Source organism: Agrobacterium larrymoorei (assembly GCF_013322225.1).
Classification (GTDB): domain Bacteria; phylum Pseudomonadota; class Alphaproteobacteria; order Rhizobiales; family Rhizobiaceae; genus Agrobacterium; species Agrobacterium larrymoorei_A.
In genome coordinates this window covers 39,616-64,860 of sequence record NZ_JAAMFB010000019.1, presented here as the reverse complement: position 1 = coordinate 64,860, position 25,245 = coordinate 39,616, and the positions used below count along the sequence as shown (strand labels likewise).

The 25,245-nt window shown below is 56.6% G+C and carries 27 protein-coding genes; 15 read left to right on the top strand and 12 right to left on the bottom strand.

Annotated elements, in window-relative coordinates; all coding sequences use genetic code 11:
* Nucleotides 1–8 precede the first annotated feature (8 nt).
* On the bottom strand, nt 9–719 hold the full coding sequence (locus G6L28_RS11995) for an ATP-binding cassette domain-containing protein (protein WP_174064011.1): 711 nt from the start codon (nt 717–719) through the stop codon (nt 9–11).
* Between the two features lie 71 nt (nt 720–790).
* Here G6L28_RS11995 and G6L28_RS11990 point away from each other — a divergent pair, with 71 nt between their 5' ends.
* Together G6L28_RS11990 and thpR are read left to right on the top strand one after the other, a co-directional pair.
* The gene (locus G6L28_RS11990; protein ID WP_174064010.1) at nt 791–1,441 is read left to right on the top strand and encodes an arylesterase; all 651 of its coding nucleotides are present in this window, start codon (nt 791–793) and stop codon (nt 1,439–1,441) included.
* Between the two features lie 66 nt (nt 1,442–1,507).
* Nucleotides 1,508–2,101: an RNA 2',3'-cyclic phosphodiesterase gene (gene thpR, locus G6L28_RS11985; protein ID WP_174064009.1), complete on the top strand. Its 594-nt coding sequence runs from the start codon at nt 1,508–1,510 to the stop codon at nt 2,099–2,101.
* Here the strand turns inward: thpR and G6L28_RS11980 are convergent.
* Nucleotides 2,008–2,514, bottom strand: coding sequence for a low molecular weight protein-tyrosine-phosphatase (locus tag G6L28_RS11980; protein ID WP_174064008.1), 507 nt, complete (start codon nt 2,512–2,514; stop codon nt 2,008–2,010). The two genes, thpR and G6L28_RS11980, sit on opposite strands and share 94 nt — an antisense overlap.
* 31 nt (nt 2,515–2,545) lie before the next feature.
* On the opposite strand from G6L28_RS11980, the gene G6L28_RS11975 reads away from it, so the two are divergent.
* The 7 genes from G6L28_RS11975 (at nt 2,546) to G6L28_RS11945 (ending at nt 8,416) form a co-directional block, all read left to right on the top strand.
* Entirely contained in the window at nt 2,546–2,851 is a 306-nt protein-coding gene (locus G6L28_RS11975) for a 4a-hydroxytetrahydrobiopterin dehydratase (protein WP_174064007.1), read from the top strand.
* 52 nt (nt 2,852–2,903) lie between these two features.
* Nucleotides 2,904–3,281, top strand: coding sequence for a YkvA family protein (locus G6L28_RS11970; RefSeq protein WP_174064006.1), 378 nt, complete (start codon nt 2,904–2,906; stop codon nt 3,279–3,281).
* Between the two features lie 270 nt (nt 3,282–3,551).
* Nucleotides 3,552–4,055, top strand: a complete 504-nt coding sequence (locus G6L28_RS11965; protein WP_174064005.1) for an invasion associated locus B family protein — start codon at nt 3,552–3,554, stop codon at nt 4,053–4,055.
* A 268-nt stretch (nt 4,056–4,323) separates the two neighbouring features.
* A complete protein-coding gene (gene rlmN / locus G6L28_RS11960; protein ID WP_234902556.1) occupies nt 4,324–5,496 on the top strand; it encodes a 23S rRNA (adenine(2503)-C(2))-methyltransferase RlmN in 1,173 nt (390 codons plus the stop codon).
* 99 nt (nt 5,497–5,595) lie between these two features.
* Nucleotides 5,596–6,549, top strand: a complete 954-nt coding sequence (locus tag G6L28_RS11955) for an ABC transporter substrate-binding protein (RefSeq protein WP_174064003.1) — start codon at nt 5,596–5,598, stop codon at nt 6,547–6,549.
* Nucleotides 6,550–6,743: 194 nt separating this feature from the next.
* Complete coding sequence (locus G6L28_RS11950) at nt 6,744–7,625, top strand: ABC transporter permease (protein WP_174064002.1); 882 nt, start codon at nt 6,744–6,746, stop codon at nt 7,623–7,625.
* The gene (locus G6L28_RS11945; protein WP_174064001.1) at nt 7,622–8,416 is read left to right on the top strand and encodes an ABC transporter ATP-binding protein; all 795 of its coding nucleotides are present in this window, start codon (nt 7,622–7,624) and stop codon (nt 8,414–8,416) included. The genes G6L28_RS11950 and G6L28_RS11945 overlap by 4 nt, the downstream gene beginning before the upstream one ends.
* A gap of 29 nt (nt 8,417–8,445) precedes the next feature.
* On the opposite strand, the gene G6L28_RS11940 is transcribed toward G6L28_RS11945, so the two are convergent.
* The gene (locus G6L28_RS11940) at nt 8,446–9,093 is read right to left on the bottom strand and encodes a LysE family transporter (RefSeq protein WP_174064000.1); all 648 of its coding nucleotides are present in this window, start codon (nt 9,091–9,093) and stop codon (nt 8,446–8,448) included.
* A gap of 90 nt (nt 9,094–9,183) precedes the next feature.
* Nucleotides 9,184–10,038, bottom strand: coding sequence for an SDR family NAD(P)-dependent oxidoreductase (locus G6L28_RS11935; protein WP_174063999.1), 855 nt, complete (start codon nt 10,036–10,038; stop codon nt 9,184–9,186).
* 241 nt (nt 10,039–10,279) lie between these two features.
* Between G6L28_RS11935 and G6L28_RS11930 the strand changes: the two genes are divergently transcribed.
* Nucleotides 10,280–11,503: an argininosuccinate synthase gene (locus G6L28_RS11930; RefSeq protein ID WP_174063998.1), complete on the top strand. Its 1,224-nt coding sequence runs from the start codon at nt 10,280–10,282 to the stop codon at nt 11,501–11,503.
* A gap of 45 nt (nt 11,504–11,548) precedes the next feature.
* Here G6L28_RS11930 and G6L28_RS11925 read toward each other — a convergent pair whose 3' ends face one another.
* Nucleotides 11,549–12,727 carry a multidrug effflux MFS transporter gene (locus tag G6L28_RS11925; RefSeq protein WP_174064238.1) on the bottom strand — a complete coding sequence of 393 codons (1,179 nt, stop codon included), beginning with the start codon at nt 12,725–12,727 and terminating at the stop codon, nt 11,549–11,551.
* Between the two features lie 17 nt (nt 12,728–12,744).
* The gene (locus tag G6L28_RS11920; RefSeq protein ID WP_174063997.1) at nt 12,745–13,215 is read right to left on the bottom strand and encodes a MarR family winged helix-turn-helix transcriptional regulator; all 471 of its coding nucleotides are present in this window, start codon (nt 13,213–13,215) and stop codon (nt 12,745–12,747) included.
* A 187-nt stretch (nt 13,216–13,402) separates the two neighbouring features.
* Here G6L28_RS11920 and G6L28_RS11915 point away from each other — a divergent pair, with 187 nt between their 5' ends.
* The 4 genes from G6L28_RS11915 to ppa all read left to right on the top strand — a co-directional run bounded on the left by G6L28_RS11915 (nt 13,403) and on the right by ppa (nt 18,945).
* A complete protein-coding gene (locus G6L28_RS11915) occupies nt 13,403–15,469 on the top strand; it encodes a M3 family metallopeptidase (protein ID WP_174063996.1) in 2,067 nt (688 codons plus the stop codon).
* 165 nt (nt 15,470–15,634) lie between these two features.
* Nucleotides 15,635–17,455, top strand: a complete 1,821-nt coding sequence (gene typA, locus G6L28_RS11910; RefSeq protein ID WP_174063995.1) for a translational GTPase TypA — start codon at nt 15,635–15,637, stop codon at nt 17,453–17,455.
* A 200-nt stretch (nt 17,456–17,655) separates the two neighbouring features.
* Nucleotides 17,656–18,162: a GNAT family N-acetyltransferase gene (locus G6L28_RS11905; protein ID WP_174063994.1), complete on the top strand. Its 507-nt coding sequence runs from the start codon at nt 17,656–17,658 to the stop codon at nt 18,160–18,162.
* Nucleotides 18,163–18,411: 249 nt separating this feature from the next.
* Nucleotides 18,412–18,945, top strand: coding sequence for an inorganic diphosphatase (ppa, locus tag G6L28_RS11900; RefSeq protein ID WP_174063993.1), 534 nt, complete (start codon nt 18,412–18,414; stop codon nt 18,943–18,945).
* A gap of 73 nt (nt 18,946–19,018) precedes the next feature.
* Here the strand turns inward: ppa and G6L28_RS11895 are convergent, their stop codons facing one another.
* Nucleotides 19,019–19,309 (bottom strand): YggT family protein, encoded by a 291-nt coding sequence (locus G6L28_RS11895; RefSeq protein WP_234902545.1) that lies wholly within the window; start codon nt 19,307–19,309, stop codon nt 19,019–19,021.
* Between the two features lie 368 nt (nt 19,310–19,677).
* Between G6L28_RS11895 and G6L28_RS11890 the strand changes: the two genes are divergently transcribed.
* Nucleotides 19,678–20,106, top strand: a complete 429-nt coding sequence (locus G6L28_RS11890) for a FliM/FliN family flagellar motor switch protein (RefSeq protein ID WP_174063991.1) — start codon at nt 19,678–19,680, stop codon at nt 20,104–20,106.
* On the opposite strand, the gene G6L28_RS11885 is transcribed toward G6L28_RS11890, so the two are convergent.
* From G6L28_RS11885 to G6L28_RS11865, 5 genes are all read right to left on the bottom strand, one after another.
* Nucleotides 20,095–20,859, bottom strand: a complete 765-nt coding sequence (locus tag G6L28_RS11885) for a glutamine amidotransferase (RefSeq protein WP_174063990.1) — start codon at nt 20,857–20,859, stop codon at nt 20,095–20,097. The genes G6L28_RS11890 and G6L28_RS11885 overlap by 12 nt on opposite strands.
* Nucleotides 20,849–21,340, bottom strand: a complete 492-nt coding sequence (locus G6L28_RS11880) for a TerB family tellurite resistance protein (RefSeq protein WP_174063989.1) — start codon at nt 21,338–21,340, stop codon at nt 20,849–20,851. Before G6L28_RS11880 ends, G6L28_RS11885 begins: the two co-directional genes overlap by 11 nt.
* Nucleotides 21,341–21,357: 17 nt before the next feature.
* Nucleotides 21,358–22,968, bottom strand: a complete 1,611-nt coding sequence (locus G6L28_RS11875) for a heme biosynthesis protein HemY (RefSeq protein WP_174063988.1) — start codon at nt 22,966–22,968, stop codon at nt 21,358–21,360.
* Nucleotides 22,969–22,971: 3 nt separating this feature from the next.
* A complete protein-coding gene (locus tag G6L28_RS11870) occupies nt 22,972–24,429 on the bottom strand; it encodes a COG4223 family protein (RefSeq protein ID WP_174063987.1) in 1,458 nt (485 codons plus the stop codon).
* Between the two features lie 73 nt (nt 24,430–24,502).
* A complete protein-coding gene (locus G6L28_RS11865; RefSeq protein WP_174063986.1) occupies nt 24,503–25,243 on the bottom strand; it encodes a uroporphyrinogen-III synthase in 741 nt (246 codons plus the stop codon).
* Nucleotides 25,244–25,245: the final 2 nt, after the last annotated feature.

The window sequence follows — 25,245 nt, the reverse complement described above, 5'->3', positions numbered from 1 at the left end:
TGAAGGGATCATGCTGAAACCGTCTGTTTGGCTAGCGTCTTTGTGCTGTCACCTTCGATTTCGCCGGAGCGAACCTTGATCTGTCGCGAGCAGCGGGCGGCGAGCGACGGGTCATGAGTGACGAGGATCATCGTCATGCCGCGCTCGGCCTGCTTGGAAAACAGAAGGTCTGCGATCTGCTTGCCGGTGTCCGTGTCAAGATTGCCGGTCGGCTCGTCTGCGATCAGGACTGCCGGTGAAGGGGCGAGTGCGCGGGCGATGGCGACGCGCTGTTGCTCGCCACCGGACAGTTGGCCGGGATAGTGATGGAGGCGTTCCCCAAGTCCAACCGCCTTCAGTTCCCGTTCGGCGATTTCGAAGGGTTTCGGAACGTTAGCGAGTTCAAGCGGGACCGCGACATTTTCCAGCGCCGTCATATTGGCAATGAGGTGAAAAGACTGGAAGACGATGCCGATGTTCTTGCCGCGAAAATCAGCTAGCGCATCTTCTCCGAGATTGTGAAGTCCTGTTCCCGCAATCGTGATCTGGCCGCTATCGAGCCGCTCCAGGCCTGCCAGAACCATCAGAAGCGTAGACTTGCCAGAGCCCGATGGACCCACGATCCCAACGGCTTCGCCTTCATCTATGCTCAAGTCCATATGCTTGAGAACGTGAACGGAAGCGGCGGCATTGCCAAGGGTCAGGTCGGCCTTTTTCAGCTCGATGATGCTTTTCGTCACGTTATGCGTTCCTATATACGGAAAGAGGCAATCGGAAAGTTTGATTAGCCTGACAAATTAGGAAGGCCGCCATGAATTTTAAAGCCGTTGCCGCTCACTTCATCGTCATTGGTTGCGCGTTCTTCTCCGGTATTTCTGCTCATGCGCAGGAAACCTCCGTACAACTCGTTGGTTTAGGTGACAGTTTGATGGCGGGATATCAGCTCCCACCGACCGACAGCTATACAGCGCAGCTAGAAACGGCGCTAAAGGCGAAGGGCATGAATGTGAGTGTTGCCAATGCCGGTGTTTCCGGTGACACGAGTTCAGGCGGACTGGCGCGCGCGGATTGGTCTGTGCCCGATGGCACCGGTGGAGTTATCCTGGAGCTCGGTGCAAATGACGCGCTTCGCGGCATATCGCCTGCGGAAACCGAGAAAAATCTCGACACGATCATTGCCGGTTTTCAAAAGCGCAACATCCCTGTTTTGCTGATCGGTATCATGGCGCCGCCGAATATGGGCGATGACTACGCCAAGCAGTTCAACCCGATTTATCAACGATTGGCTGATAAATATAAACTGCCGCACTATCCTTTTTTCCTGGATGGCGTGGTGACGAATGAAACCCTGCAGCTGGAGGACCGAATGCATCCCAACACGAAAGGGATTGCCGTGATGGTCGAGAAATCGCTGCCGACTGTGGAGGCCTTCGTTAATACTATCGGTGCGCAAAAGAAATAAGCGCTTGCGCCAGCAGGCGTTGCATGATTCGCTACAGTTGTTCTGCAAAGATTCGGGGAGCTCGCCATGCCGAGACTATTTACCGCCCTCGAAATTCCGCGCAATGCGGCCATGAGCCTCTCATTGTTGCGCGGTGGTCTGCCGGGTGCCCGGTGGATTGACGTGGAGAATTATCACATCACCCTTCGATTCATCGGAGACATCGACGGACGTACCGCCGATGAGGTGGTGGACAGGCTGGACCGGATCGAACGCCCGGAATTCCAGATCAATCTTACTGGTATAGGGTCCTTCGGCTCGAAAAAACCGCACTCCATCTGGGCTGGTGTAACGCCTTCCCCGGAGATGAATGCGTTGCAAGGCGAAATCGAGCGCATCTGCCAGCGTCTTGGGCTTGCGCCCGACCCGCGCAAGTTTACCCCGCATGTTACACTTGCGCGGCTGCGTAATTCTCGACTGGACGATGTCGTGCACTATCTCTCCGGTCGCGGCGATTTTCGCACTTCGCCCTTTACCGTCGGGCGGTTTGTGCTGATGTCTTCCAAGGAATCGGTCGGCGGCGGGCCCTACATCGTGGAGGAAGCGTTTCCGCTGCACGAGGCGCGATCTTCGGTCGCCTTCTCGAGCAGGGATGTGCATCCGGCCAAAAGCATGGTGTAGACGGTCAAAAAGCCGTCTTCTCCGCCATAATACGGGTCAGGCACGTTCTTGTTTTGACCCGAAGTGTATTGGCTGAAGAGACGCAGCTTTTGATGATGTCGCTGCGGGCAGACCGATCGAAGGTTTGAGAGATTGTCCTCATCCATAGCGAGGATCAGATCGTAATTTTCGAAATCGGCAGGGCGAACCTGACGCGCTCGCTGTTGTGAAATATCGATGCCGTGCTGATAAGCGATGGCAATGGAGCGCGGATCAGGAGGGTTCCCAGCGTGCCATCCTCCCGTTCCTGCGGAAGCAATCACGAAGTTTTCGCCCAGACTAGCCTCCTTGACCAAATGCGAGAAAATCCCTTCTGCCAAAGGTGAGCGACAGATGTTTCCCATGCAAACAAAAAGGATGCTCGTGCGTTTCATGAATGCCACGGTCTTAGATGAGGTGAGGTAGATGCAATATCCGAGATTAGAGAAAGATGCCATTGAAAGCGAGCTTGCCAAACTTGAAGGATGGTCATTGCGCGAGGACGGGCTTGCCATCGTCCGTGCGTTCAAGTTTGCCAATTTCGCTGAAGCATTCGGGTTTATGGCACAGTGCGCGCTTGTTGCGGAGAAGCTGAACCATCACCCGGAATGGTCGAACGTCTATTCCCGCGTCAAGGTCTGCCTCACCACCCATGATTCTCAAGGCGTGACTGAACGTGACATACTGCTTGCGACTGCGATGCAGAACGCCGCTTCAGGCCGCAGCGATTGAATGGACACTAACGCACATTATATCATTCTCCATGACCAGAGGACCGACTATCATGGACGACGTAAAGATCGGTGAAATTCTCTTGCCCGGCGAACCGGACCAGCAAGAGGAACGCGAACAGGACGTGCGTGCCAAGTTCTGGCCCAAGCTCAAGCGAGTGGTGACGAAGGTGCCGTTCGCCCGCGATGCGGCAGCGGCCTATTATTGTGCGACGGACAGCAATACGCCATTTCGTGCCAAGGGCATTCTGCTGGCAGCACTCGGCTACTTCATCATGCCGATGGATGTTGTACCTGACGTATTTGCGGTTATCGGCTTCACCGATGACATTGCCGTGTTGACGGCGGCACTGGCCATGATCCGCGCCCATATCAAAATGGAGCATTACGATGCTGCGGATGCTGCCCTTGAGCGGTTGAAGGATGAGTAACGGGTCTGTGATGTCCCGTTCGGAACCGCTCTAAATCCTGACAAATTCTTGCCTGAATTCTTGTGTCATACCTTGGGGGCAGGCGCTTTTTGCGTTTGCTCAGAGAAGGTGCTGGGACGTTCTGCCCCATTCATTCTACGACTTTTAGTGTTGGTGTTGACGGTTTGGTAACCGTCTTTGGCCAATATCAGTGATGACGGACTTCACCTAGCACCGGCCCGGCCAATGCCGTTCGGCCAACTGCAAGACTATAACCCGGCAGGAAATTCAATGTTTGTAAGAAGTGTAGCAACCGCAGCCGCCATTTTGCTGACAAGTGTCAGCATTGCCTCTGCACAGTCGCCCACGCGCATCCAGCAGTTCAATGCTTGGGGTGCCTATTCGTACAAGTCGGGTAACAGCACCGTTTGCTATGTTCTTTCGATCCCAACCGCCAAGGAGCCCGCAAGCGTGGACCATGGCGATATCTTCTTCATCGTCTCGCAGCGCCCGGGTCAGAACATTTCCTACGAGCCGCAGGCCATGGTTGGCTATCCTCTCAAGGAAGGCTCCAAGGTTAATGTGACGATCGACAACAAAAACTTCGTCATGTTTACCAAGGACAAGGCTGCCTGGGTCGAGAACGCTGCGGAAGAACCCGCGCTCGTTGCCGCCATGAAGGGCGGAAAGACGATGACGGTCAAGGCGACGTCGGGTCGCGGAACCGCAACATCCTATTCCTATTCGCTTTCTGGCATCTCCGCTGCATTCAAACAGATTGAAAGCTGCAAGTAAGCAAGCGTATCATCGCGTTTTCCGAATGGCTGGTCTTTGACCGGCCATTTGCGTTTTTACCGATTTGATGGTAGATGCCCGCCCAACACAGACGAGTGCCTGCGCAAACAATCGTGTCGCTCGTCATTTTCTCAACATGCAGACGACCTTCCGCCGTTTCGACAGGCCGGTATCTCGTTGCATTGGATGATGGGATAGGACGATGTCCGCACTTGAAACGACTGCTGGCCTGGCGATCAAAAACCCCTTGGTTGCCAATGCCGACCTGATGTCCGGCAAGCCGACGCTGATTGGCATGACGCGCGAGGAAATGGCGGATGCGCTGATGGACATCGGTGTGCCGCAGAAGCAGACCAAGATGCGCGTCAGCCAGCTGTGGAATTGGCTTTATGTGCGGGGCGTATCCGACTTTGACCACATGACCAATGTGGCGAAGGAACTGCGCGAAAAGCTTAAGAACCATTTCACCATCGCCCGGCCAGAAATCGTTGAGGAGCAGGTTTCCAACGACGGTACGCGCAAATGGCTGATGCGCTTTCCGCCCCGTGGTGCAGGGCGCCCGGTGGAAATCGAGACGGTTTATATCCCCGAAGAAGGTCGCGGCACGCTCTGCATCTCCAGTCAGGTCGGCTGCTCGCTGACCTGCTCCTTCTGTCACACCGGAACGCAACGGCTGGTGCGTAACCTGACGGCAGAGGAAATTCTGTCCCAGCTTCTCGTGGCGCGTGACCGGCTGGGCGATTTCCCGGATCGCGAAGCGCCACAGGGAACGATCATGCCTGCCGAAGGCCGCAAGGTGTCCAACATCGTCATGATGGGTATGGGCGAGCCGCTCTATAATTTTGAGCATGTGAAGACGGCATTGCTGATAGCGACCGATGGCGATGGCCTGTCGCTCTCCAAGCGCCGCGTCACGCTTTCGACCTCGGGTGTCGTGCCGGAAATCTTCCGCACGGGAGATGAGATTGGCGTGATGCTGGCAATTTCGCTGCATGCCGTGCGCGATGAGCTGCGCGACATGCTGGTACCGATCAACAAGAAGTATCCGCTAAAAGAGCTGATCGAAGCCTGCCGCAACTATCCGGGTCTTTCCAATGCGCGCCGCATCACCTTTGAATATGTGATGCTGAAGGACGTCAATGACAGTCTGGAAGACGCCAAGATGCTGACGCAGCTTCTGAAAGGCGTGCCTGCGAAGATCAATCTCATCCCGTTCAACCCATGGCCGGGCACGAACTATCAGTGTTCCGACTGGGCGCAGATCGAGAAGTTCGCGGACTTCATCAATCAGGCGGGTTATGCATCTCCGATCAGAACGCCGCGCGGGCGAGATATTCTCGCGGCCTGTGGTCAGCTGAAGTCGGAATCGGAGCGCATGCGCAAGACCGAGCGTCTGGCTTTCGAGGCCATGATGATCGCCAATCACGGTGCCGACGACTAAATAGCAGAAGAATTGATCAATTCGATCAGTCTTGCGCGATTGATTTCGTTCCGACGCTTTTCTAAAGGAAGCAGGAATGAAAACAATCGGAGGATACCCATGCGCGCACTTATTCTGGCAATGGCAGCGGCCACTGCACTCGCAATGCCCGCCAAAGCGGAAAACGTAACTGTAGCGGTTACCGCAATTGTGGAGCATCCGGCACTCGACGCTGCCCGCGACGGCGTCAAGGCTGCACTTGCGGAAGCTGGTTACAAGGAAGGCGAAAATCTGAAATTCGTCTACCAGTCCGCGCAGGGTAATACAGCCACCGCAGCGCAGATCGCCCGCCAGTTCGTCGGCGATGCGCCGAACGTCATCGTGCCGATCTCCACGCCATCCGCTCAGGCTGTTGCCGCTGCGACCCGCGACATTCCTGTCGTCTTCACAGCAGTTTCTGATCCAATCGGCGCACAGCTGATCAAGTCGATGGAAAAGCCGGGTCGCAACGTCACCGGCCTTTCCGATGCGTTACCTGTCAACGAGCATCTGGCGCTGATCAAGGAAATCGCGCCGAACGCAAAGACTGTTGGCTACATCTATAATTCTGCTGAAGCTAACTCGGTCTCAACGCTGGAGCTTTTGAAGGCTGAAGCCGAGAAGGCTGGCCTGACGGTCGTCGAATCCGTTGCCACCAAGTCTGCCGAAGTTCAGGGTGCTGCGCGCGCGCTGGTTGGCAAGGCAGATGTTATCTACGTTCCGACCGACAACACCATAGTCTCTGCTTTCGAAGCTGCTGCCGGTGTTGCTGCCGAGGCGAAGATCCCGCTCTTTGCCGCCGATACGGATTCCGTAGCGCGTGGTGCAGTCGCCGCTCTCGGCTTCAACTACTTCGATGTTGGCAAGCAGACGGGCGCCGTCGTCGTTCGCATCCTCAAGGGTGAAAAGCCAGGCGACATTCCTGCGACCGTTGCCGTTGGTACCGATCTCGTTCTGAACAAAAAAGCTGCCGAAAAGGTTGGTGTGACTTTCCCGGAGAGCGTGACGAAGCGTGCGACCAAGGTGATCGAATAAATAGAGACGCCGCCACGTTATCTCCGTCATCCTCGGGCTTGTCCCGAGGATCTACTTAGGTCGAAATATTTGCGACGTTGTAGATGCTCGGGACAGGCCCGTGCATGATGACAGAAGTGGCGCTTCGAATAACGGTCTAACGACTGTAAGATAATCGCCCGCCTCTGCGGGCGAAAAACCAAGGACTTTCTGCTGTGAGCCAAATCGCCTTCTGGGGTGCCGTCGAACTGGGGCTGGTGTTTGCCTTCGTCGCTATCGGCGTTTATCTCGCTTTCCGCGTGCTCGATTTTCCCGATCTGACCGTGGACGGTTCCTTTCCGCTCGGCGCTGCCGTGGCGGCGGTGCTGATCATTGCGGGGCTCAACCCCTGGCTCGCGACAGGTGTGGCGATGATCGCCGGTGCTGGTGCCGGTATCGTGACGGCGGTGCTGAATGTCCGCTTCAAGATCCTCAATCTCCTGGCCTCGATCCTGACCATGATCGCGCTGTTCTCGGTGAACCTGCGCGTCATGGGCAAGCCGAACGTCGCGCTACTCAATCAGGAAACGGTGATTGAGCCGTTTTACGGGCTAGGCGTTTCTGAATATCTGGTGCGTCCGCTATTTGTCGGTGCGTTGGTCATCATTGCCGTCATCCTCGTCTGGCGCTTTCTGGAAAGCGACGCGGGCCTTGCCATGCGCGCAACCGGTGCAAACGCCCGCATGTCGCGCGCTCAGGGCATCAAAACGGGCAACCAGATTTATCTCGGCATGGCGATTTCCAATGCGCTTGTGGCTCTCGGTGGCGCACTGTTTGCCCAGACCAATGGTTTTGCTGATGTGACCTCCGGTGTGGGCACCATCGTCGTCGGCCTTGCTGCCGTCATCATCGGTGAAACGCTGTTCGGTTCCCGCGGCATCCTGATTGCGCTGATCGGCTGCGTCTTCGGGTCGATCGCCTATCGTCTGGCGATCCAGCTTGCGCTATCCAGCGATTCGCTGGGCCTGAAGGCTTCCGACCTCAATTTCGTTACCGCCGTGCTGGTTGCCGTTGCGCTTATCCTGCCGCGCCTGCGCCGTGGGGGAGCCGCATCATGATTTCGCTTTCCGATATTCAGGTCATTTTCGGCAAAGGCACGCCGCTGCAAAAGCAGGCGTTGGCGAAGATCGATCTCACCATCGAGGATGGCTCTTTCGTCACCGTTATCGGTTCCAATGGCGCGGGCAAATCGACACTACTCGGCGTATTGGCAGGTGATGTTCTGCCCACCGCTGGTAAGGTTACGATTGGCGGCGCGGACGTCACGCGCAAGCCGACTGCCAGCCGGGCAGGACAGGTGGCCCGCGTGTTTCAGGATCCGCTGGCGGGTAGCTGTGGCGCGCTGACAATCGAGGAAAACCTCGCGCTGGCGGCAGCCCGTGGTAAAATCCGTGGTCTGATGCCAGCGCTTGGCGGCGGTCGCCGCGAGTTCTTCAGGGAGCGGATCGCGTCATTGGGTCTTGGTTTGGAAAACCGCTTGAAGGACCGTATGGACCTCCTCTCCGGTGGTCAGCGTCAGGCAGTCTCGCTCGTCATGTCGACGCTTGCTGGTTCGGACGTTCTGCTGCTCGATGAACATACCGCAGCGCTTGATCCGGGCATGGCCGAATTCGTCATGGAGCTGACCCGCAAGGTGGTGGAAGAACGCAAGCTCACCACACTGATGGTCACGCATTCCATGCGTCAGGCGCTCGATTACGGCGACCGCACCATCATGCTCCATGCCGGTGAAATCGTACTGGATGTGTCGGGTGAAAGCCGCAAGGGTCTTCAGGTTGAAGACCTGATCGAAATGTTCCGCAAGATACGCGGACAGAAGCTCGATGATGACGAGTTGCTGATTGGATAAGGAAAAGGCGCCGGTAAGGCGCCTTTTTGTTACTTCGCTTGCGTCAGGAAAATCTTGACCGCGAACAGCGAAAAGACACCAGCGATCGTATAATCCAGCCCGCGCAGGACCTTGCGATTTCTTTGCAGCCAGCCGGACAACGAGTCGGCGGCGACCACGATGCCGATGCCGATGGGCAGGGCGACGATGATCGACCAGAGGCCGAGGAAGATCAGCTTGCCGGTGACATGAGGGTCCGTGGCGCTGACGAATTGCGGCAGGAAAGTCATGAAGAAGATGATGATCTTGGGGTTGAGCAGGTTGACCCAGAGCCCATTGAGCAATGCCGACATCAACGAAGCTTCAGTCTTTTGCTCCTTTGGACGCTCCATGACGAAATTGGAGCCTTTGCGGATCGCCTGGATTGCGAGCCACACGAGATAGGCGGCTCCGCCTGTCTTCAGCACGAGGAAGGCTGTGGGAGAGGCAACGATCAATGCCGCTACACCGAATGCAACAAGCATCGTATGCACTGTAATCCCTAGATTGGTACCCACCAGCGTCATGAAGCCGGATGTGCGACCTTCCCTAAGGGAGCGGCTGATCCAGAGCGTCATATCAGGGCCGGGCGTAACGGCCAGCAGCAAGATGGCGACGGTGAAGGCAATGAGAGTTGGCAGGCTCGGTATGAAGTCCACGGCGGCACCATTATCAAGGGTTCAAGCGTCTACTCATAACGCCGTTTTGAGAGCCTGCCAATTCCTCTTCACTCAAGATTACCCCGCATGTCAGACCTTCAGAAACGACCGGAAATCATCGGCATAATCCTTGTGCCAGCGTGACAGCGGCGGGCGGTTCTGGACGATATCATTTGCCGCCCACAGGATGCGCTTTTCGTCCAACTGTCGGTCCACTTCGCCGTCCGGGCAAAGAATGTAGAAATCGCCCTTGCCGATGCCTTCGACCATGAAATCCACTGTCTGCTCCGGCGTCCATGCGCCCGATGGCTTTTCGGTGCGGCCATTGGCGGTCAGGCCGGTGAAGACGAAGCCGGGGATAAGCAGGTGAGCGGAAATATTGCCATTCTGCATGTTGCGCAGCTCGTGCTGAAGCGCTTCGGTGAATGCCTTCACGCCTGCCTTTGACACGTTGTAGGCAGGGTCGCCGGGCGGCGTGGTGATGCCCTGTTTCGAGCCGGTGTTGATGATGAGGCCGGGTTCGCCGTGCGCGATCATGCCCATGCCGAAGACGCGGCTGCCATTGACCACGCCCATGAGATTGACGCCGAGAACCTTTTCCCAGTTTGGCTGCGGGCCGAAGATCGCGCTGCCGGGCTGGACGCCTGCATTGTTCATCAGAACATGGACGCGACCGAAACGCTGAATGACTGTTCTTTCGAGCGCCTCCAGCTCATCGAGCTTGGAAACGTCAGTGGGGATTGAAACGACCTGCGCTTCGCCATCCTTGGCTTCTGCTGAGATTTCGACTTGGGCGGCTCGCAGCTTTTCACCGTCGAGGTCGACCAGCGCGACGCTCATGCCGAGCTTCGCGAATTTCCGTGCGGCGGCCAGACCGATGCCGGAGGCGGCACCGGTGATGACGGCGACATTGTCGGGGCTCAATGCGGGGTGAATAGTCGTCATTGGTTTCTCCTTTCCGCGACCGTTTCTCAAAACGGCAGCGACGTCCCATGGAACCATGCGCTTTCAGACGCGCTCGAAACTTTAGCGTTTTTCAGCTTCCAAGTCACATGACAACGAAAGCGTTCCCTACGTCGGCGCGTTTTCATTTCTCTTGCGTGAGCCGATAAACTCGCTAAAAGTGCCGAAATCTCAAGGAAAGGCGAGCGTTTTTGATCGCCGGCACGTAACATGGATTTCTCTGATGGCACTCCCGAAAGACGTTAAGAAAGTCGTTCTCGCCTATTCCGGCGGTCTCGATACCTCGATCATCCTGAAGTGGCTCCAGACCGAGCTGAACGCAGAAGTCGTGACCTTCACCGCCGATCTCGGTCAGGGTGAAGAGCTTGAGCCTGCGCGCAAGAAGGCGGAGATGCTCGGCATCAAGGAAATCTTCATCGAGGATGTGCGCGAGGAATTCGTTCGCGATTTCGTCTTCCCGATGTTCCGCGCCAATGCCGTTTACGAAGGCGTTTACCTGCTCGGCACATCCATTGCCCGCCCGCTGATTTCCAAGCACTTGATCGAAATCGCAAAGAAGACCGGCGCCGATGCGATTGCTCACGGTGCGACCGGCAAGGGCAACGATCAGGTTCGCTTCGAGCTTTCCGCTTACGCCCTGAACCCAGACATCAAGATCATCGCGCCGTGGCGTGACTGGACTTTCAAGAGCCGCACCGATCTGCTGAACTTCGCTGAACAGCACCAGATTCCGGTTGCCAAGGACAAGAAGGGCGAAGCACCGTTCTCCGTCGATGCCAACCTGCTGCACTCCTCCTCCGAAGGCAAGGTTCTGGAAGATCCTGCGCTGGAAGCCCCGGAATATGTGCACATGCGCACCATTTCCCCGGAGGCGGCTCCCGATAAGGCAACCGTCATCAAGGTCGGCTTCCGCAAGGGTGATGCCGTCTCCATCAACGGCGTCGAAATGTCGCCTGCCACGATCCTTGCCACGTTGAACGATTATGGTCGTGATAACGGCATCGGTCGTCTCGATCTGGTCGAAAACCGGTTCGTCGGCATGAAGAGCCGCGGCGTCTATGAGACCCCCGGGGGCACGATCCTGCTTGCAGCCCACCGTGCGATCGAGTCCATCACGCTCGACCGCGGTGCGGCGCACCTCAAGGATGAGATCATGCCGCGTTACGCCGAGCTGATCTATTATGGCTTCTGGTTCTCGCCGGAGCGTGAAATGCTGCAGGCTCTGATCGACAAGAGCCAGGAGTATGTCGAAGGCGAAGTGACGCTGAAGCTCTACAAGGGCAATGTGATGGTGACAGGCCGTGAAAGCGAAAAGTCGCTCTATTCCGACAAGTTGGTGACATTCGAAGACGATCAGGGCGCTTACGACCAGAAGGATGCGGCTGGCTTCATCAAGCTCAACGCTCTGCGTCTGCGCACGCTCGCCAAGCGCAATCTCGGCAAGTAAGCTTCTCTGAGATAAGATTTTAAAGCCCCGCTTGTCGGGGCTTTTTTACGTCTGCCTGCGCGAGAGCATGGCGAGAATGAAGTAGCTGAGCACAGCAGCAAGCTCCATTGCCGGAATGACGATGCCGAAACCCGTCAATGGCGAGCCAATGAGCGATGCGGCGACACCGCCTGCGAAACCCGCGCTCATCTGAATGAAGCCCATCATGGCCGATGCCGAGCCTGCAATATGCGGGAAGGGCGCCATGCCAATGGTGATGATGTATGGCGTGATCAGTGCCAGTCCGAAAGTTGCCACCGCGACAGGACCCATTATCGACAGGAATGTGGGCGCGACGACGTGGACCGAAAGGAAGATCAAAATGGCACCGGCGGCGCAGAGGAAAAGACCGAGCAGCGTAACATGGCGCTCTCCTATCCGTTTTACGATCAGTCGCAAGGCAATGGAGCCGAGGAAGTAGAAGCCGGATTGCATCAGCATTCCCACGCCGAAGGCGGTGGGTGTTAGGCCAACCTCATTGATAAGGATGAAGGGCAGCATCGTGGATTGCGCGAAAAGCGCCCCCACGGTGCCGGCAAGGACGAAGGCGGATAGCAGGAAGCGCAGCGAGGACAGAAGCTCGCGATAGGCGCTGAGCAACCGTGATGGCAGAAGACGTGTCGGATCCGCGATGGTGGTTTCGCGCAGCAGCAGGATCACGGCTGTGAGGCTTGCCAGCCCAAACCCCAACATCAGTACGAAGACGGATTGCCAGCCGAAGGCCAACAGCGAGAGCCCTCCAATCGTTGGCCCCGCTGCCGGACCAACCGCCAACATGATGCCGATGAGATTGAGGATGCCTGAGGCTTGAGGCCCGGTAAACTGATCGCGAACCACCGCGCGGGCAACAGTCACGCCAACGGAAGCGCCAATGCCCTGGATGAGACGTGCGGCCAGCAAAGTCTCTATGTTCGGCGCAAAGGTCGCCAGCCCGCCACCGATCAGATAGATCAGCAGGAAGAGAATAGTTGCCTTTCGACGTCCAAATCCGTCAGATATTGCGCCCGCCAGCAGTTGCGCCACGGCGAACCCGCCGAAATAAAGCGTCAGGCTCATTTTGACGGCAGCTTGGGTGGTGGCGAAGGCCCGCACCAGTTCCGGCATGGCAGGCGTGTAGATCGCCATCGAAATCGGTCCAAGCGCGGTCAGCATCGCGCCAAGCATTGCGGTGCGCCTAACGGACATTGTGGGGGCTGAATGGTTCATTCGGTTGTTTGCGAATTTCTTGTGCTGACGGCAGCCTGAAGATTTTTCTGCAACACCGTCAGCAGCACATGAAACCTGCCGATGTCTTCCCCGGTGAAGCCATGGGTTGCCTGACTGATCAATTGGTCGACTTCTGCACGGACTGCGATGAGAAGATCGGAAGAGGATTGCGTCAGATAGATGCATTTGGAACGGCGGTCGTCCGGATTGGGGCGACGTTCCACCAGACCGAGCGATTCCAGCTTGTCGAGATAGGTGCAGACAGTCATCGGCTCCAGGCCTATCCGGGTGGCGATATCGGCCTGCTTGCTACCGTCGATGGCGGCGACAGTGAGAAGAGCACGGGCCTCTCCCGGTGTCAGTCCCAGACCCGCATCGCTGATGCGGCGCTCGAATGCGCTATTGAGAAATCTGGCGCTGCTGTTGATCAGGAAGGCCAGCGATTCTTTTTCCGGCGGGATTGTCATGGGAAATGCCCGATTTGTAAGGCTGCCTTATTAAAAACTTCCACTCCGTCTGGCAAGCCGTCGTTCCTGTGTGATTAGCCCTCGGAGATCCATGGGCATCCAAAACCAAAAAGCCCTCTAGCGATATTGAAACGACAACGGTGCCATGCCCATATGGCCAAGTACGCATTTTCATGAGGGACGAGACATGACATCCACGATCGCGCAATATTCCGCCTTGACCAAGTGGGACGGAAAGAACGGGCTTCCCCGTTTCGAAGCGGTGCGCGACGAGGATTTTGCTGGCGCTTTCGACGCTGCCCTCGCCGTGCACGATGCGGAAATCGACGCGATTGCCAAGAGTACGGATGCGCCAACCTTTGCCAACACCATTGTCTCGCTTGAAATCGCTGGCGATGAGCTGTCTCGCGTTTCAGCGCTGTTCTGGAACAAGGCAGGCGCGCATACCAACCCAGCCATTCAGTCGCTGGAACGGGAAATCGCGCCGAAGATGTCGCGGCATTATTCGAAGATCGGAATGAATGAAGCTCTGTTCAAGCGCATTGATGCGCTTTGGCAGCAACGCGACGCGTTGGGCTTGACTGGTGAGGAAAAGCGCGTCTTGGAGCGGCACTGGAAAGGGTTTGTTCGCTCCGGTGCGAAACTGCCGAAGGATCAGCAGGAGCGTCTGGCAGCCATCAATGAAGAGCTTGCCGGTCTTGGTGCAAAATTCGGGCAAAATGTTCTGGCGGACGAGAAGAACTGGAAGCTCCTGCTTTCGGGTGACGGCGAGCTGGACGGGATTCCCGGCTTTCTGCGCGACGCGATGGCCGGTGCGGCAAAGGAGCATGGCGAAGACGGTAAGTTCGCCGTTACCCTGTCGCGCTCCATCATCGAGCCGTTCCTGACATTTTCCGAGCGGCGTGACCTGCGCGAACAGGCGTTCAGGGCATGGGTGGCACGTGGTGAGAATGGCGGTGAAACGGATAATCGCGAGACAGTGAAGCGGACGCTTGCGCTTCGCGAAGAGAAAGCCAGGCTTCTAGGATATCAAAGCTTTGCAGCTTACAAGCTGGACGACACCATGGCGAAGACGCCCGAGGCCGTGAACGCGCTTCTCGGGCAGGTATGGGAAAAGGCGGTTGCGCGGGCTGGCGAAGAGGAGGCTGAGCTTGCATCGCTTATTACTGAAGAGGGCAAAAATCACGAGGTCCTGCCATGGGACTGGCGTCACTACGCCGAAAAATTACGCACCAAGAAATTCAATTTCTCTGAAGCCGAACTGAAGCCCTATCTGCAACTGGAAAAGATTATCGAGGCTTGCTTTGATGTGGCGGAACGTCTGTTCGGCATCCGTGCCGTCGAATTGAAGGGCATCCCGGCCTACCATCCGGATGTACGAACTTTCGAAATCCGTGACGATAATGGTAATCTGAAGGCGATGTTCCTCGGCGATTATTTCGCCCGTCCTTCCAAGCGCTCCGGCGCATGGATGAGCTCCTTCCAGTCGCAGCACAAATTGCCGCTGAAGGGTGGAGCGGTCGGCGAGTTACCAATCATCTATAACGTCTGCAATTTCGCAAAGCCTGCCGAGGGTAAGCCAGCACTGCTGTCGCTCGATGATGCCCGGACGCTGTTCCATGAATTCGGCCATGCGCTGCACGGCATGCTCTCCAACGTCACCTACCCTTCCGTCTCGGGGACAGGCGTTTCGCGTGACTTTGTGGAACTGCCTTCGCAGCTTTACGAACACTGGCTGACGGTGCCGGAAATCCTTGAAAAATATGCACTTCATTATGAAACCAACGAGCCGATGCCAAAGGCCTTGCTGGATAAGGTGCTTGCCGCCCAGACCTTCAATGCCGGTTTCAATACGGTCGAGTTTACCTCATCCGCACTGGTAGACATGGCGTTCCATACGCGCAACGACGTCGCGGACCCGATGGCCGTGCAGGGTGAGGTACTGGCCTCGCTCAACATGCCGAAATCCATCGTCATGCGCCACGCGACGCCTCATTTCCAGCACGTATTTTCCGGTGACGGATATTCAGCGGGCTATTATTCCTACATGTGGTCGGAAGTGCTGGATGCGGATGCCTTCGATGCGTTTGAGGAAACCGGCAATCCGTTCGACCCGGAGACGGCAAGCAAGCTGATGGACAACATCTATTCGGTCGGCGGTTCGGTGGACCCAGAGGAAACCTACAGGGCGTTTCGCGGAAAGATGCCGAGCCCGGAGGCGATGTTGAAGAAGCGTGGCCTGGTCGCTGCCTGACCTCGAACAGGCTCAAAAACCTGTCACAGATCTCTGTTATGGCGTTTTCGCAAGGGGCTTATGTCGTAAGCCCCCTTTCGCATTTGCAAAAAAAAGGTTATGAGCCCGCCAAACTAAATTGGCGCATCCCATACGATTAGCGCCCCAACCTCAGAGATTTATCATATGGCACTTCGCAACATCGCGATCATCGCGCACGTTGACCATGGAAAAACGACGCTCGTTGACGAGCTTCTGAAGCAGTCCGGCTCCTTCCGCGACAACCAGCGTGTTGCCGAGCGCGTGATGGATTCGAACGACCTTGAAAAAGAACGCGGCATCACCATTCTCGCCAAGGCGACCTCGGTTGAGTGGAAGGGTGTCCGCATCAACATCGTAGACACCCCCGGCCACGCCGACTTCGGTGGCGAAGTAGAGCGCATTCTCTCCATGGTGGACGGCGCTATCGTTCTGGTCGACTCTTCTGAAGGCCCGATGCCGCAGACGAAGTTCGTTGTCTCCAAGGCGCTCAAGGTAGGCCTCAAGCCTATCGTTGCGATCAACAAGATCGACCGTCCGGACGGTCGCCACGAAGAAGTCATCAACGAAGTGTTTGACCTCTTCGCTAACCTAGATGCTACCGACGAGCAGCTCGACTTCCCGATCCTTTACGGTTCCGGTCGCGATGGCTGGATGAACGTCAACCCGGAAGGCCCGAAGGATGAAGGTCTTGCACCTTTGCTCGATCTGGTTCTGAAGCACGTTCCTGAGCCAAAGGTGGAAGAAGGTCCGTTCCGTCTGATCGGTACGATCCTCGAAGCCAACCCCTTCCTCGGCCGTATCATCACGGGCCGTATCGCATCTGGCTCGATCAAGCCGAACCAGGCCGTCAAGGTTCTCGGTCAGGACGGCAAGACCATCGAAACCGGTCGTATTTCCAAGATCCTCGCTTTCCGCGGTATCGAGCGTACTGCCATCGACGAAGCCCATGCGGGCGATATCGTCGCTATTGCCGGCCTGTCGAAGGGTACGGTTGCCGATACGTTCTGTGATCCGTCCGTCAACGAAGCGATGAAGGCGCAGCCGATCGATCCGCCGACCGTTACGATGTCCTTCATCGTCAACGACAGCCCGCTTGCAGGCACCGAAGGCGACAAGGTTACCTCGCGCGTTATCCGCGACCGTCTTTTCAAGGAAGCGGAAGGCAACGTTGCGCTGAAGATCGAAGAAGCCGAAGGCAAGGATTCGTTCTTCGTGTCGGGTCGTGGCGAATTGCAGCTCGCCGTTCTGATCGAAACCATGCGTCGCGAAGGCTTCGAACTTGCCGTATCGCGTCCACGCGTCGTCATGCAGAAGGATGAAAGCGGCCAGACCATCGAGCCTATCGAAGAAGTCGTCATCGACGTCGATGAAGAGCATTCCGGTGTCGTGGTTCAGAAAATGTCCGAGCGCAAGGCAGAAATGACCGAGCTTCGTCCTTCCGGTGGCAACCGCGTTCGCCTGAAGTTCCTCGCTCCGACCCGTGGCCTCATTGGCTACCAGTCCGAACTTCTGACCGACACGCGCGGCACGGCGATCATGAACCGCCTGTTCCATGACTATCAGCCTTACAAGGGTCCGATTGCAGGTCGCATCAACGGCGTTCTCCTGTCCAACGGTTCGGGTGAAGCTGTCGCTTACGCCATGTTCAACCTTGAAGACCGCGGCCCGATGATTATCGAGCCGGGCGAAAAGGTATATGCTGGCATGATCATCGGCATTCACACGCGCGATAACGACCTTGAAGTGAACGTGCTGAAGGGCAAGCAGCTGACCAACATCCGCGCTGCAGGCAAGGATGAAGCCGTCAAGCTCACACCGCCGATCCGCATGACGCTTGACCGCGCTCTGTCCTGGATTCAGGACGATGAGCTAATGGAAGTTACGCCGAAGTCGATCCGTCTTCGCAAGATGTTCCTCGACGCAAACGATCGCAAGCGTTTCGAAAAGGCAAAGCTTGCTGGCTGATTTGCTTCACGGTATTTGATTTTAAAAACCCGGCCATCGTGCCGGGTTTTTTATTGTGGGCTTGAATCATGGCTGCTTGTGCGAATGGTAAAGATTGCGTTAATCTGATCCTATCGTCCACATGAATGGGCTGTGGGTAAGCTTCCTGCCGTTAACCTTTACGGCTTTCGAGTTTGCTCCGCCGGGGCCAGAATCGCGTTATGAAAACGTTATCCATAGATATCCGCCGCGCCGAGCCGGAAGATGCGCCTGCTATTGCAGAAACGCACAGGCTTTCGTGGGAGCAGGCCTATGCCGGGCTTATTCCCCACAAGCCGCTTCGGCAGATGCTGGACCGGCGTGGTGAAAACTGGTGGCGGAAGGCGGCGCGAGGATCTGCGACAATGTTGGTGGTCGAGGTTGCCGGTGTGGTTGCCGGTTACACTACGCTTGGCCTTAACCGCGCACGTGGGCTTCCCTATGATGGTGAGGTGTATGAGCTTTATCTTCGCCCGGAATATCAGGGTATGGGCCTAGGCTCGGCGCTGTTCAGCGAGGCTCGCCGTCTGCTGAAGTCGCTCGGCTGCAATGGCGTCGTCGCCTGGTGCCTCGAAGATAGCGACGTTGCCAGCCGCTTCTTCCGCTCTCACGGTGGAAAAGATATCGCGGAAGGCATGGAAGATTTTGCCGACAAGCAGTTGCGCAAGGTCGGTTTCGCCTGGCGCTAAGACATAATCGGCTCTGAAGTCACTCACTATCTCGCTGACGGTCTATTCGAGAGTTGTTGCTCCCTTGGCCAAAGTCACGATTCTAAAACCGTATCGAAGCGTACTTTAAGGTACGCAATCTCGGGTAAGCCGAAAATCCTACCTGCAGCCCGCCAGCGACGATTGCTGGATAGACCGTAAGTCGTGTTGCAATACGGCAGCTTTCCCAGTATCCAGAACCGATTTCAACGCACCCAGTGAGGAAAGAGTATGCGTATCGATGCAATCTCCGTCGGCAAGAATCCGCCTGAAGACGTCAATGTGATCGTTGAAGTGCCGGTCGGCGGTCATCCGATCAAGTACGAGATGGATAAGGATGCAGGCTCTCTGATCGTGGATCGCTTCCTCTACACGCCGATGACCTATCCGGGTAACTACGGCTTCGTTCCGCACACCCTGTCGGACGATGGTGACCCTATCGACGTTCTGATCTGCAACACACGCCCGCTCGTACCCGGTTGCGTCATCAATGTTCGCCCAATTGGCGTGATGATCATGGAAGACGATGGCGGCAAGGATGAGAAGATTCTTGCGGTTCCGGTTCCGAAGCTGACGCGCCGCTACGACAAGGTCGTCAATTACACCGACCTGCCGGAAATCACGCTCAAGCAGATCGAGCACTTCTTTGAGCACTACAAGGATCTGGAGCCCGGCAAGTGGGTGAAGATGGGCGGCTGGCAGGATGTCGACGTTGCCAAGAGGCTGATCGTAGAAGCCATTGAGCGCTACAAGGCGCAGGGCTGAGCCAGCCTGAGATATGTAAATAAAACCCTCCGGTTCGTCATCGAACCGGAGGGTTTTTTGTTGGATGAATGTCTTACACCGTCATCGGGTAGATCGTGTTCCACATCAGCGAGCGGATGAAGAAGATGATCAACAGCAGGATGATGGGTGAAATGTCGATCCCGCCGAGATTGGGCAGAATGCGGCGGATAGGGCGTAGTGCTGGTTCCGTTACATTGTAAAGGAAGCTGCCTATGGCGTTTACGAACTGGTTCGATGAATTGATGACATTGAACGCGTAAAGCCATGAGAAGATGGCGCTGGCAATCAGCACCCATGTGTAGAGATTCAAGGCCAAATCGATGGTCTGAAACAGGGCAAGCATTAATGTCTCCATATCTTTGTTGGATGACATTTAGACATTACCACATCAACCGGCAAGTACCGCCGTTCCGGGCCTGTGGAACTATTGCATCGGTGGACCTGTCTGTCGTCCAATATTAGCGATGCTCTCGAAATCTGACGTGTGTCAGACGATGAAATGAAAGCCCGATTGTCGATGTTCAGGCAGACGCCTCGTTTCGACACGTCTTTTCATTTCTCATGGAGCAATTCGATGGCTGCCTGTGGATGTTAGGAAAGCCTTAACCCTAAGCTCACGCTTTAATAAAATTCTAACCACCAGCTTTAACCGGAATACTAAAATGGTTCCGAGGCCAACGAACTGGCTGATTCGAACGACGGTGGTTTTCCATGATGGATTCAAACGACGACGCTACGCCCGCGGCATGGCCAGCTTTCGGTGCCGGCTTCACCCAACCCTATAGCGTGGGCGTCGGACGAAGTCTGCAAACGCTCGAAGCGCAAGCTGTTCAGAACCAGCTGAGCGACTGGGGTACGCCAGCTTATGATGCCAATCGATTGGTGAGGGAATTGCCGCAGCCATCAGGCAAAAACCTGGATGAAATTCCGCTCACCATGGAGGTGGTGATTGGCAAGGCAGAGGTTCCGGTGTCCGCTCTGATGTCGCTGACATCCGATCAGGTCATCCTTCTCAACAAGCGTTTCGGCGATCCCGTCGAGGTTCGCGTCAATGGGCAGACCATCGGTCGCGGACAGATCGTTTCCGACCATCATGACAATATCATCGGTGTGCGTCTGATCGAGGTGTTACGAAGCTGATATTCCGGCTTTCCGCGCTTCCACGGCGCTCTTTTCGGGTTCCTCGAATATGAGGTCGAGGAAGTGTGTCAGCCAAAGCCTCAAGGCGGCATCGAACATCATTCGCCCTTCGAGATGTTCTGCTCCCACCTGCGCATTCGGCATGCCGAAACGTTCGGCACCACGCACGACCCAGCTTTGCATCATCGCTCTCGTCAGTTCCGCATGGAATTGCAGACCCCAGGCGTTGTGCCCATAGCGAAATGCCTGATTGGGATAGTCGTCCCCCGATGCGAGAAGATGCGCACCGCGTGGCAGTTCAAAGCCTTCCCGGTGGAAATGGTAGACCATACGCGGCCAGTGCTTCATCAGCAGACGGCCTTTTTCGGTAGGGTGGATAGGATACCAGCCGATTTCTACCTTGCCGTCCTTGTGGCCGTGAACTTTTCCGCCCAGATGTTTTGATAGCATCTGTGCACCGAGACATATGCCCAGAAACGGCTTGTCTTCTTTCAGCGGAACTTTCAGCCAGTCGATTTCCTGTTTGACGAAGGCATCCGGGTCGTTCGCGCTCATTGGCCCACCGAATATCACCGCGCCCTTATGGGCTGCCAGCGTTTCCGGCAGGGCATCTCCAAGTGCAGGGCGGCGGATGTCCAGCCGGTAGCCTTTTTCGACCAGCATCTGACCAACCCGTCCGGGTGTGGATCGCTCCTGATGCAGAACGACCAGTATGCTTTCCTGTCTGTCCTGTCTGGACGGATCAAACAGCATCTTTCTCGTCTTCACTTTCTCCGGCGGCATTCTTATGGTTTGCCGCCTGCTGACGTTGCAGCACACGGTCGCGGACGGAAACGCCAAGCAGGTCGGCCACACGCCAGATAACGTGGTCTTCCAGTTCGTTACGCTCACCATCGGCGTAGACGATGTCCCACAGGATACCGATCAGCTCTATCCGCTGCTCTTCGTCCAGATGGCGGCGGATATCGGTGGTGAAGCGGTAGTAATCCACTGCTTCCTTCCCAGCCTCCAATCCCGCCTCCATGAGTGCGTCCAGTTTGCCGGAACTCAGTTTGTAATGTTCCTGGAGAAGCTCACGAAGTCTCTGGCGTTCGACTTTCGAAACCGTTCCATCCGCCTCCATGACCTGAAAACAGAGCGCGGCAATGGTGACGCGTAGATCGTCTGGCTCAAAATCCCGCGAGGAGCCGCCGTGAGCGAGATTTTGAAAGAAAGATTGAATACGTTCGAGCATAGCTCTCCTTGAACGGTTTAGAATAGTTTCAATCGGGTCTTTTCGTCGGCTTCGGCACCTGGTTTCTTGACGCCTGGATCATCAGGCAAGCCGCCGAAGAACGGAACAGCTTCATCATTGGCCGCAGAAGTAGCTGCTTTCTCGTGCTTTGCCACGTCAAGCTTCGTTATGGCCGGAGGTGCATTTGCAGGCTCCGTTTTCGAAGCAGCAGTCGCGTCCGTTTTTGACGGCTGAATGGGAACAGGTACTTCGATGATCTTTTCGCGAATGAGTGGCTCAGCGACATCTGGCAGGGAAGCGAGAGCACTGTCGACGCTCACATCCTCGATTGGACCTTCCAGCTGTCCGAATGGCGCTTTCCATTCGAAAGCGTCGAGGCGACCGGAAACCGGTGAGACCGGCAGCCACTTTTCAGACGCCACGCCATCGGCAACCCATGCCGGGTCACGCGGCGCTCGCAATGCCTGCGCCATCCAGTGACGTACACGGCCCTGATCGCCGCTGTCGGCCTCTTCGATATCCGCCAGTAATAGAAAGATGCTTTCGCGTGGATCGATCCGCGCTGCTGCCTCGGCTTTTGCGCGAGCGCGGGTAAAATCCTGCGCTGCAAGTGCGGCCTGTGCGACAGCGACGAGTGATTCGATGTTGTTGGGCTTTAGGCTTTCCAACCGCTCGGCGCGTTTCAGCCGGTCGATAGCCGTATCGCCACTGCGAGCGCGCACGTAAAGCTCCGCGATCTGCGGGTGAGGCTCGGCTTTCCAGACTGGTTCGAGAACGGCGGCGGCTTTGCGCAGGTTGTCTTCGCGCAGATAGGACTTCGCAGCGACCAGTGCTGCGGGAACAAGCGCCTTGGACAGCTTAAGCGCCTGCTTGGCGTCTTCGCGCGCGCCTTTGGGGTCGCTCTCAAGCTTTTCCTCGGCCTTTGCCGTCAGGAGAATGGCCTTCAACCGTTCAGCTTCTCCCCGCTCGATGACACTGGCAGCTTTCTGCTGATCGAGCAGACGGATTGCGTCGTCCCATTCGCCGTTGCGGCACTTGGTTTCAAGGGTCGCCTGTGCTGCCCAAGGTAGATAGGGCGCGTTTTTTGCCGCGTCCTCGGCATATTGAAGTGCTGCTTCATGTGCGCCCTGACGGCGTGCCTCAATGTAAAGTCCGCGTAAGCCAAGCTCGCGTGTCTCAGGATCGTTTGCCATCGCCTCGAATTTGCGACGGGCCGCGTCATACTTTCCTTCGATGAGATCTGATTGGGCTTCGAGAAGATGGATGAGGGGCTCCTGATCTGCGCTGAGTAAGCCTTGGGTACGCGCCGTCATCTTGCGGGCGAGAATGGCATTGCCCGCGCCGGCAGCAATGAGACCGGTGGAAAGTGCCTGATAGCCACGGTCACGCTTGCGGGCGCGGAAGTAGCGGCGCGCCGCATGAGGCGAGTTCCACAGCGTGTTGAACATCCACCAGACGATCATCACGACTGCTATCAAGGCCGCAACCATGGAGGCCGCGACCATCAGGCTCATTTCAATCAGCTGTCCTTGCCACGTGATGGAAAGAACGCCGGGGCGATCCGCAAGCCAAGAAAAGCCGAAGCCGATGAGGAGGACGATGACGGCGAAGCTGATAATTCTGGTCATGTCTTACCCCTGCTGGCCGGTGCTGTTGATGGCGCGCGTCAACGTGCCATTGACAAGGTCTTCGACCTCGACACGTGCATCCAGCGACTTCTTGTAGTCGGCAGAGGCTGCCTTGGCAGGTTCCGGCAGTCCGTCCCATTCCAGTGCGGCTCCCTTCAGGTCGCCATTGCGCAGCTTGTCTTCCATGCGGGCGATTTTCGCCTCCGCGCCTTCGCCCTCGACATTGCCGACCGGGCGAACCTTGACGAGAGACATGGCACTTTCCGCCAGGCGGTCGACGATACCCTGATTGGGGTCGGATTGACGCAGCGAGTTCAGCATCGAATTGGCAACACCCGGGAAGTTTCGCACCAGTTCTGCACGGGAGGGAACACCGGTGTTGGCAAAAGGTCGAAGGGATTGGATGGCCGGATCGTCGGGCGTCACGCGCGATAGCGTATCCAACTCGGTCAAAAACGGACCGCCACGGTCGATAGCTGCTTTCAGACCTGCCGATGCAATGGCGCGGGCCACTTCGATATCGTCACGCGGCTCGTTGATCTTGGCTTCGGCATCGTTCAACCGACGCGTCAGCTCCGCAGTCTTTTCGTCCTGTGCGGATCGTTCGGCTTGCAGACTGGAAATCGCGCTCTCAAGCTGCGTGACTTTGCCGGTCAGATCGCCGCCGGAAGACGTGGAGCTTTCCAGCGCCGCGAGACGCTGTTCAAGTGCTGACGTATCACCGGAGGCTTGCGGCGTGTTTGATGCCTGTTGCTGAAGATTGGCAATCTGTGTTTTCAGCGCGCTCAGTTCTTCGAAAGAGCTGCCGTTTCCGGCAAAGGGCGGTAGGTAACCTGCATACTGCATGCTGCCTGCTGCGAGAAGTGCGATCAGGCCACCGACGATACCGACAGCGATCAGGCCCGAATTGCTTGCGCTTTTCGTTTCGGCGACCTTTGGTGTCGATGCTGTACTTGTGGACGGCTTTGCACCGAGAGGCGGCGTGGTTGACTGAGACTTTGCGGCGTCGGTCTTCGGAGTGTCGGTCTTGGGCGGTTGAGCTGTGAAGGGAGTGGCTTTCACCGTGTCCGGTTTCGCGGCATCGGGCTTCGCGAATTCAGATTTCTTCTCGCCTGACGTCGCCTCTGTTTTCGGCGGAAAGGACGATGAAGGCTGGTCGACTGCCGCTGGCTTTATGGTTTCTGCCTTCGTCTCATCCGCCTTGCCGACGTTGGGTTCAGGCTCTATCGGAGTCTGAACAGTCTGGTCCCAGACTGGCTTGGGGTTTTCCGGCTTGACGGCGTCCTTCGCAGGTTCTTGCGTATTGCCCGTCTTAATGTCCGATGAGGTTTTCGCAGCGGCATCATCCTTGGAGGTCGGCTGGCTTTCCCTGCTCATATCCTTCACGTCCTTCGCGTCCAGGTCTATCGTGACCGGTTCGGCTTTCGACTTGGAGTGGCGTGGCGGCTTTCCCGATACCATGACAACCTCATTCTGCCTTGCATTTTTCTAAACCTAGTCAGTGATGGCGGCAAAGGAAAGAGGTGAGAGGGAATTAGGTTCCCGCGATCCGGTCCAAGAGATCGAGCATGGCTGTTTCGCGCGGCATTTCGCTCGCGAAAGCAGCCTTGCGAAATGCTTCTGGCACAGCGGAAAGCACCTTCTCGCTGATGCCGATAAACCTGGTGTTATCCAAGTTCGCCGAGAGCGTCATGTCGGACATCAATGAAAAAAATGTCCGGGCGGTTTCTTTGGAATAGAGCAGTACAGCATCTGGTGCAGGAGAGAGACGCTCCGCGACTTCGGCTCTTTGCCATTCGACCGGTCGCATCTCGTAGACTTCGACAGTTTTGACCGCGATCCGCGCCTCGTGCAGTGTCTCCTCCAAACCGCCTTCACGCGGGTTTCCGGCGAGATAGACGAGAGGCCCTGATGGCAAATCACTTTTCTCGATGCTCCTGACAATCAGGTCCGCCAATGCCCGGCCATCGCCTTCACCCGTAAAGACATTTTGAAAGCCGATGCTCCTCGCCGCTTTCGCCGTTGCGCTCCCCACTGCAAAAAGCGGTACATTAAATATGGCTGAAATATTGAGGCCACTTATGGTCAAAGCGCGGATCGCCTCAGCGCTGGTCATCGCAATGAAGGCTGGATGCACTGACAATGCATTTGCTGCAGCTTCAGCCTTATGAAGCGGTTGCGTCAACGGCAACAGGATCGCCTTATGGCCACGTTCACGCAAAAGCGCCGCCGTCTTTTTTCCCGAACTTTCCGGACGGGTGACGACGACGCGCATGG

Excerpts from the sequence above, each read along its gene's own strand:
- ppa (WP_174063993.1), top strand. The coding sequence starts at position 18,412 with ATGCGTATCGATGCAATCTCCGTCGGCAAGAATCCGCCTGAAGACGTC.
- G6L28_RS11930 (WP_174063998.1), top strand. The coding sequence starts at position 10,280 with ATGGCACTCCCGAAAGACGTTAAGAAAGTCGTTCTCGCCTATTCCGGC.
- G6L28_RS11865 (WP_174063986.1), bottom strand. The coding sequence starts at position 25,243 with ATGCGCGTCGTCGTCACCCGTCCGGAAAGTTCGGGAAAAAAGACGGCG.
- thpR (WP_174064009.1), top strand. The coding sequence starts at position 1,508 with ATGCCGAGACTATTTACCGCCCTCGAAATTCCGCGCAATGCGGCCATG.
- G6L28_RS11955 (WP_174064003.1), top strand. The coding sequence starts at position 5,596 with ATGCGCGCACTTATTCTGGCAATGGCAGCGGCCACTGCACTCGCAATG.
- G6L28_RS11875 (WP_174063988.1), bottom strand. The coding sequence starts at position 22,968 with ATGACCAGAATTATCAGCTTCGCCGTCATCGTCCTCCTCATCGGCTTC.
- G6L28_RS11990 (WP_174064010.1), top strand. The coding sequence starts at position 791 with ATGAATTTTAAAGCCGTTGCCGCTCACTTCATCGTCATTGGTTGCGCG.
- G6L28_RS11980 (WP_174064008.1), bottom strand. The coding sequence starts at position 2,514 with ATGAAACGCACGAGCATCCTTTTTGTTTGCATGGGAAACATCTGTCGC.
- G6L28_RS11975 (WP_174064007.1), top strand. The coding sequence starts at position 2,546 with ATGCAATATCCGAGATTAGAGAAAGATGCCATTGAAAGCGAGCTTGCC.
- G6L28_RS11970 (WP_174064006.1), top strand. The coding sequence starts at position 2,904 with ATGGACGACGTAAAGATCGGTGAAATTCTCTTGCCCGGCGAACCGGAC.
- G6L28_RS11870 (WP_174063987.1), bottom strand. The coding sequence starts at position 24,429 with ATGGTATCGGGAAAGCCGCCACGCCACTCCAAGTCGAAAGCCGAACCG.
- G6L28_RS11915 (WP_174063996.1), top strand. The coding sequence starts at position 13,403 with ATGACATCCACGATCGCGCAATATTCCGCCTTGACCAAGTGGGACGGA.
- G6L28_RS11920 (WP_174063997.1), bottom strand. The coding sequence starts at position 13,215 with ATGACAATCCCGCCGGAAAAAGAATCGCTGGCCTTCCTGATCAACAGC.
- G6L28_RS11895 (WP_234902545.1), bottom strand. The coding sequence starts at position 19,309 with ATGCTTGCCCTGTTTCAGACCATCGATTTGGCCTTGAATCTCTACACA.
- rlmN (WP_234902556.1), top strand. The coding sequence starts at position 4,324 with ATGTCCGGCAAGCCGACGCTGATTGGCATGACGCGCGAGGAAATGGCG.
- G6L28_RS11905 (WP_174063994.1), top strand. The coding sequence starts at position 17,656 with ATGAAAACGTTATCCATAGATATCCGCCGCGCCGAGCCGGAAGATGCG.
- typA (WP_174063995.1), top strand. The coding sequence starts at position 15,635 with ATGGCACTTCGCAACATCGCGATCATCGCGCACGTTGACCATGGAAAA.
- G6L28_RS11945 (WP_174064001.1), top strand. The coding sequence starts at position 7,622 with ATGATTTCGCTTTCCGATATTCAGGTCATTTTCGGCAAAGGCACGCCG.
- G6L28_RS11880 (WP_174063989.1), bottom strand. The coding sequence starts at position 21,340 with ATGCTCGAACGTATTCAATCTTTCTTTCAAAATCTCGCTCACGGCGGC.
- G6L28_RS11935 (WP_174063999.1), bottom strand. The coding sequence starts at position 10,038 with ATGACGACTATTCACCCCGCATTGAGCCCCGACAATGTCGCCGTCATC.
- G6L28_RS11925 (WP_174064238.1), bottom strand. The coding sequence starts at position 12,727 with ATGTCCGTTAGGCGCACCGCAATGCTTGGCGCGATGCTGACCGCGCTT.
- G6L28_RS11885 (WP_174063990.1), bottom strand. The coding sequence starts at position 20,859 with ATGCTGTTTGATCCGTCCAGACAGGACAGACAGGAAAGCATACTGGTC.
- G6L28_RS11890 (WP_174063991.1), top strand. The coding sequence starts at position 19,678 with ATGATGGATTCAAACGACGACGCTACGCCCGCGGCATGGCCAGCTTTC.
- G6L28_RS11965 (WP_174064005.1), top strand. The coding sequence starts at position 3,552 with ATGTTTGTAAGAAGTGTAGCAACCGCAGCCGCCATTTTGCTGACAAGT.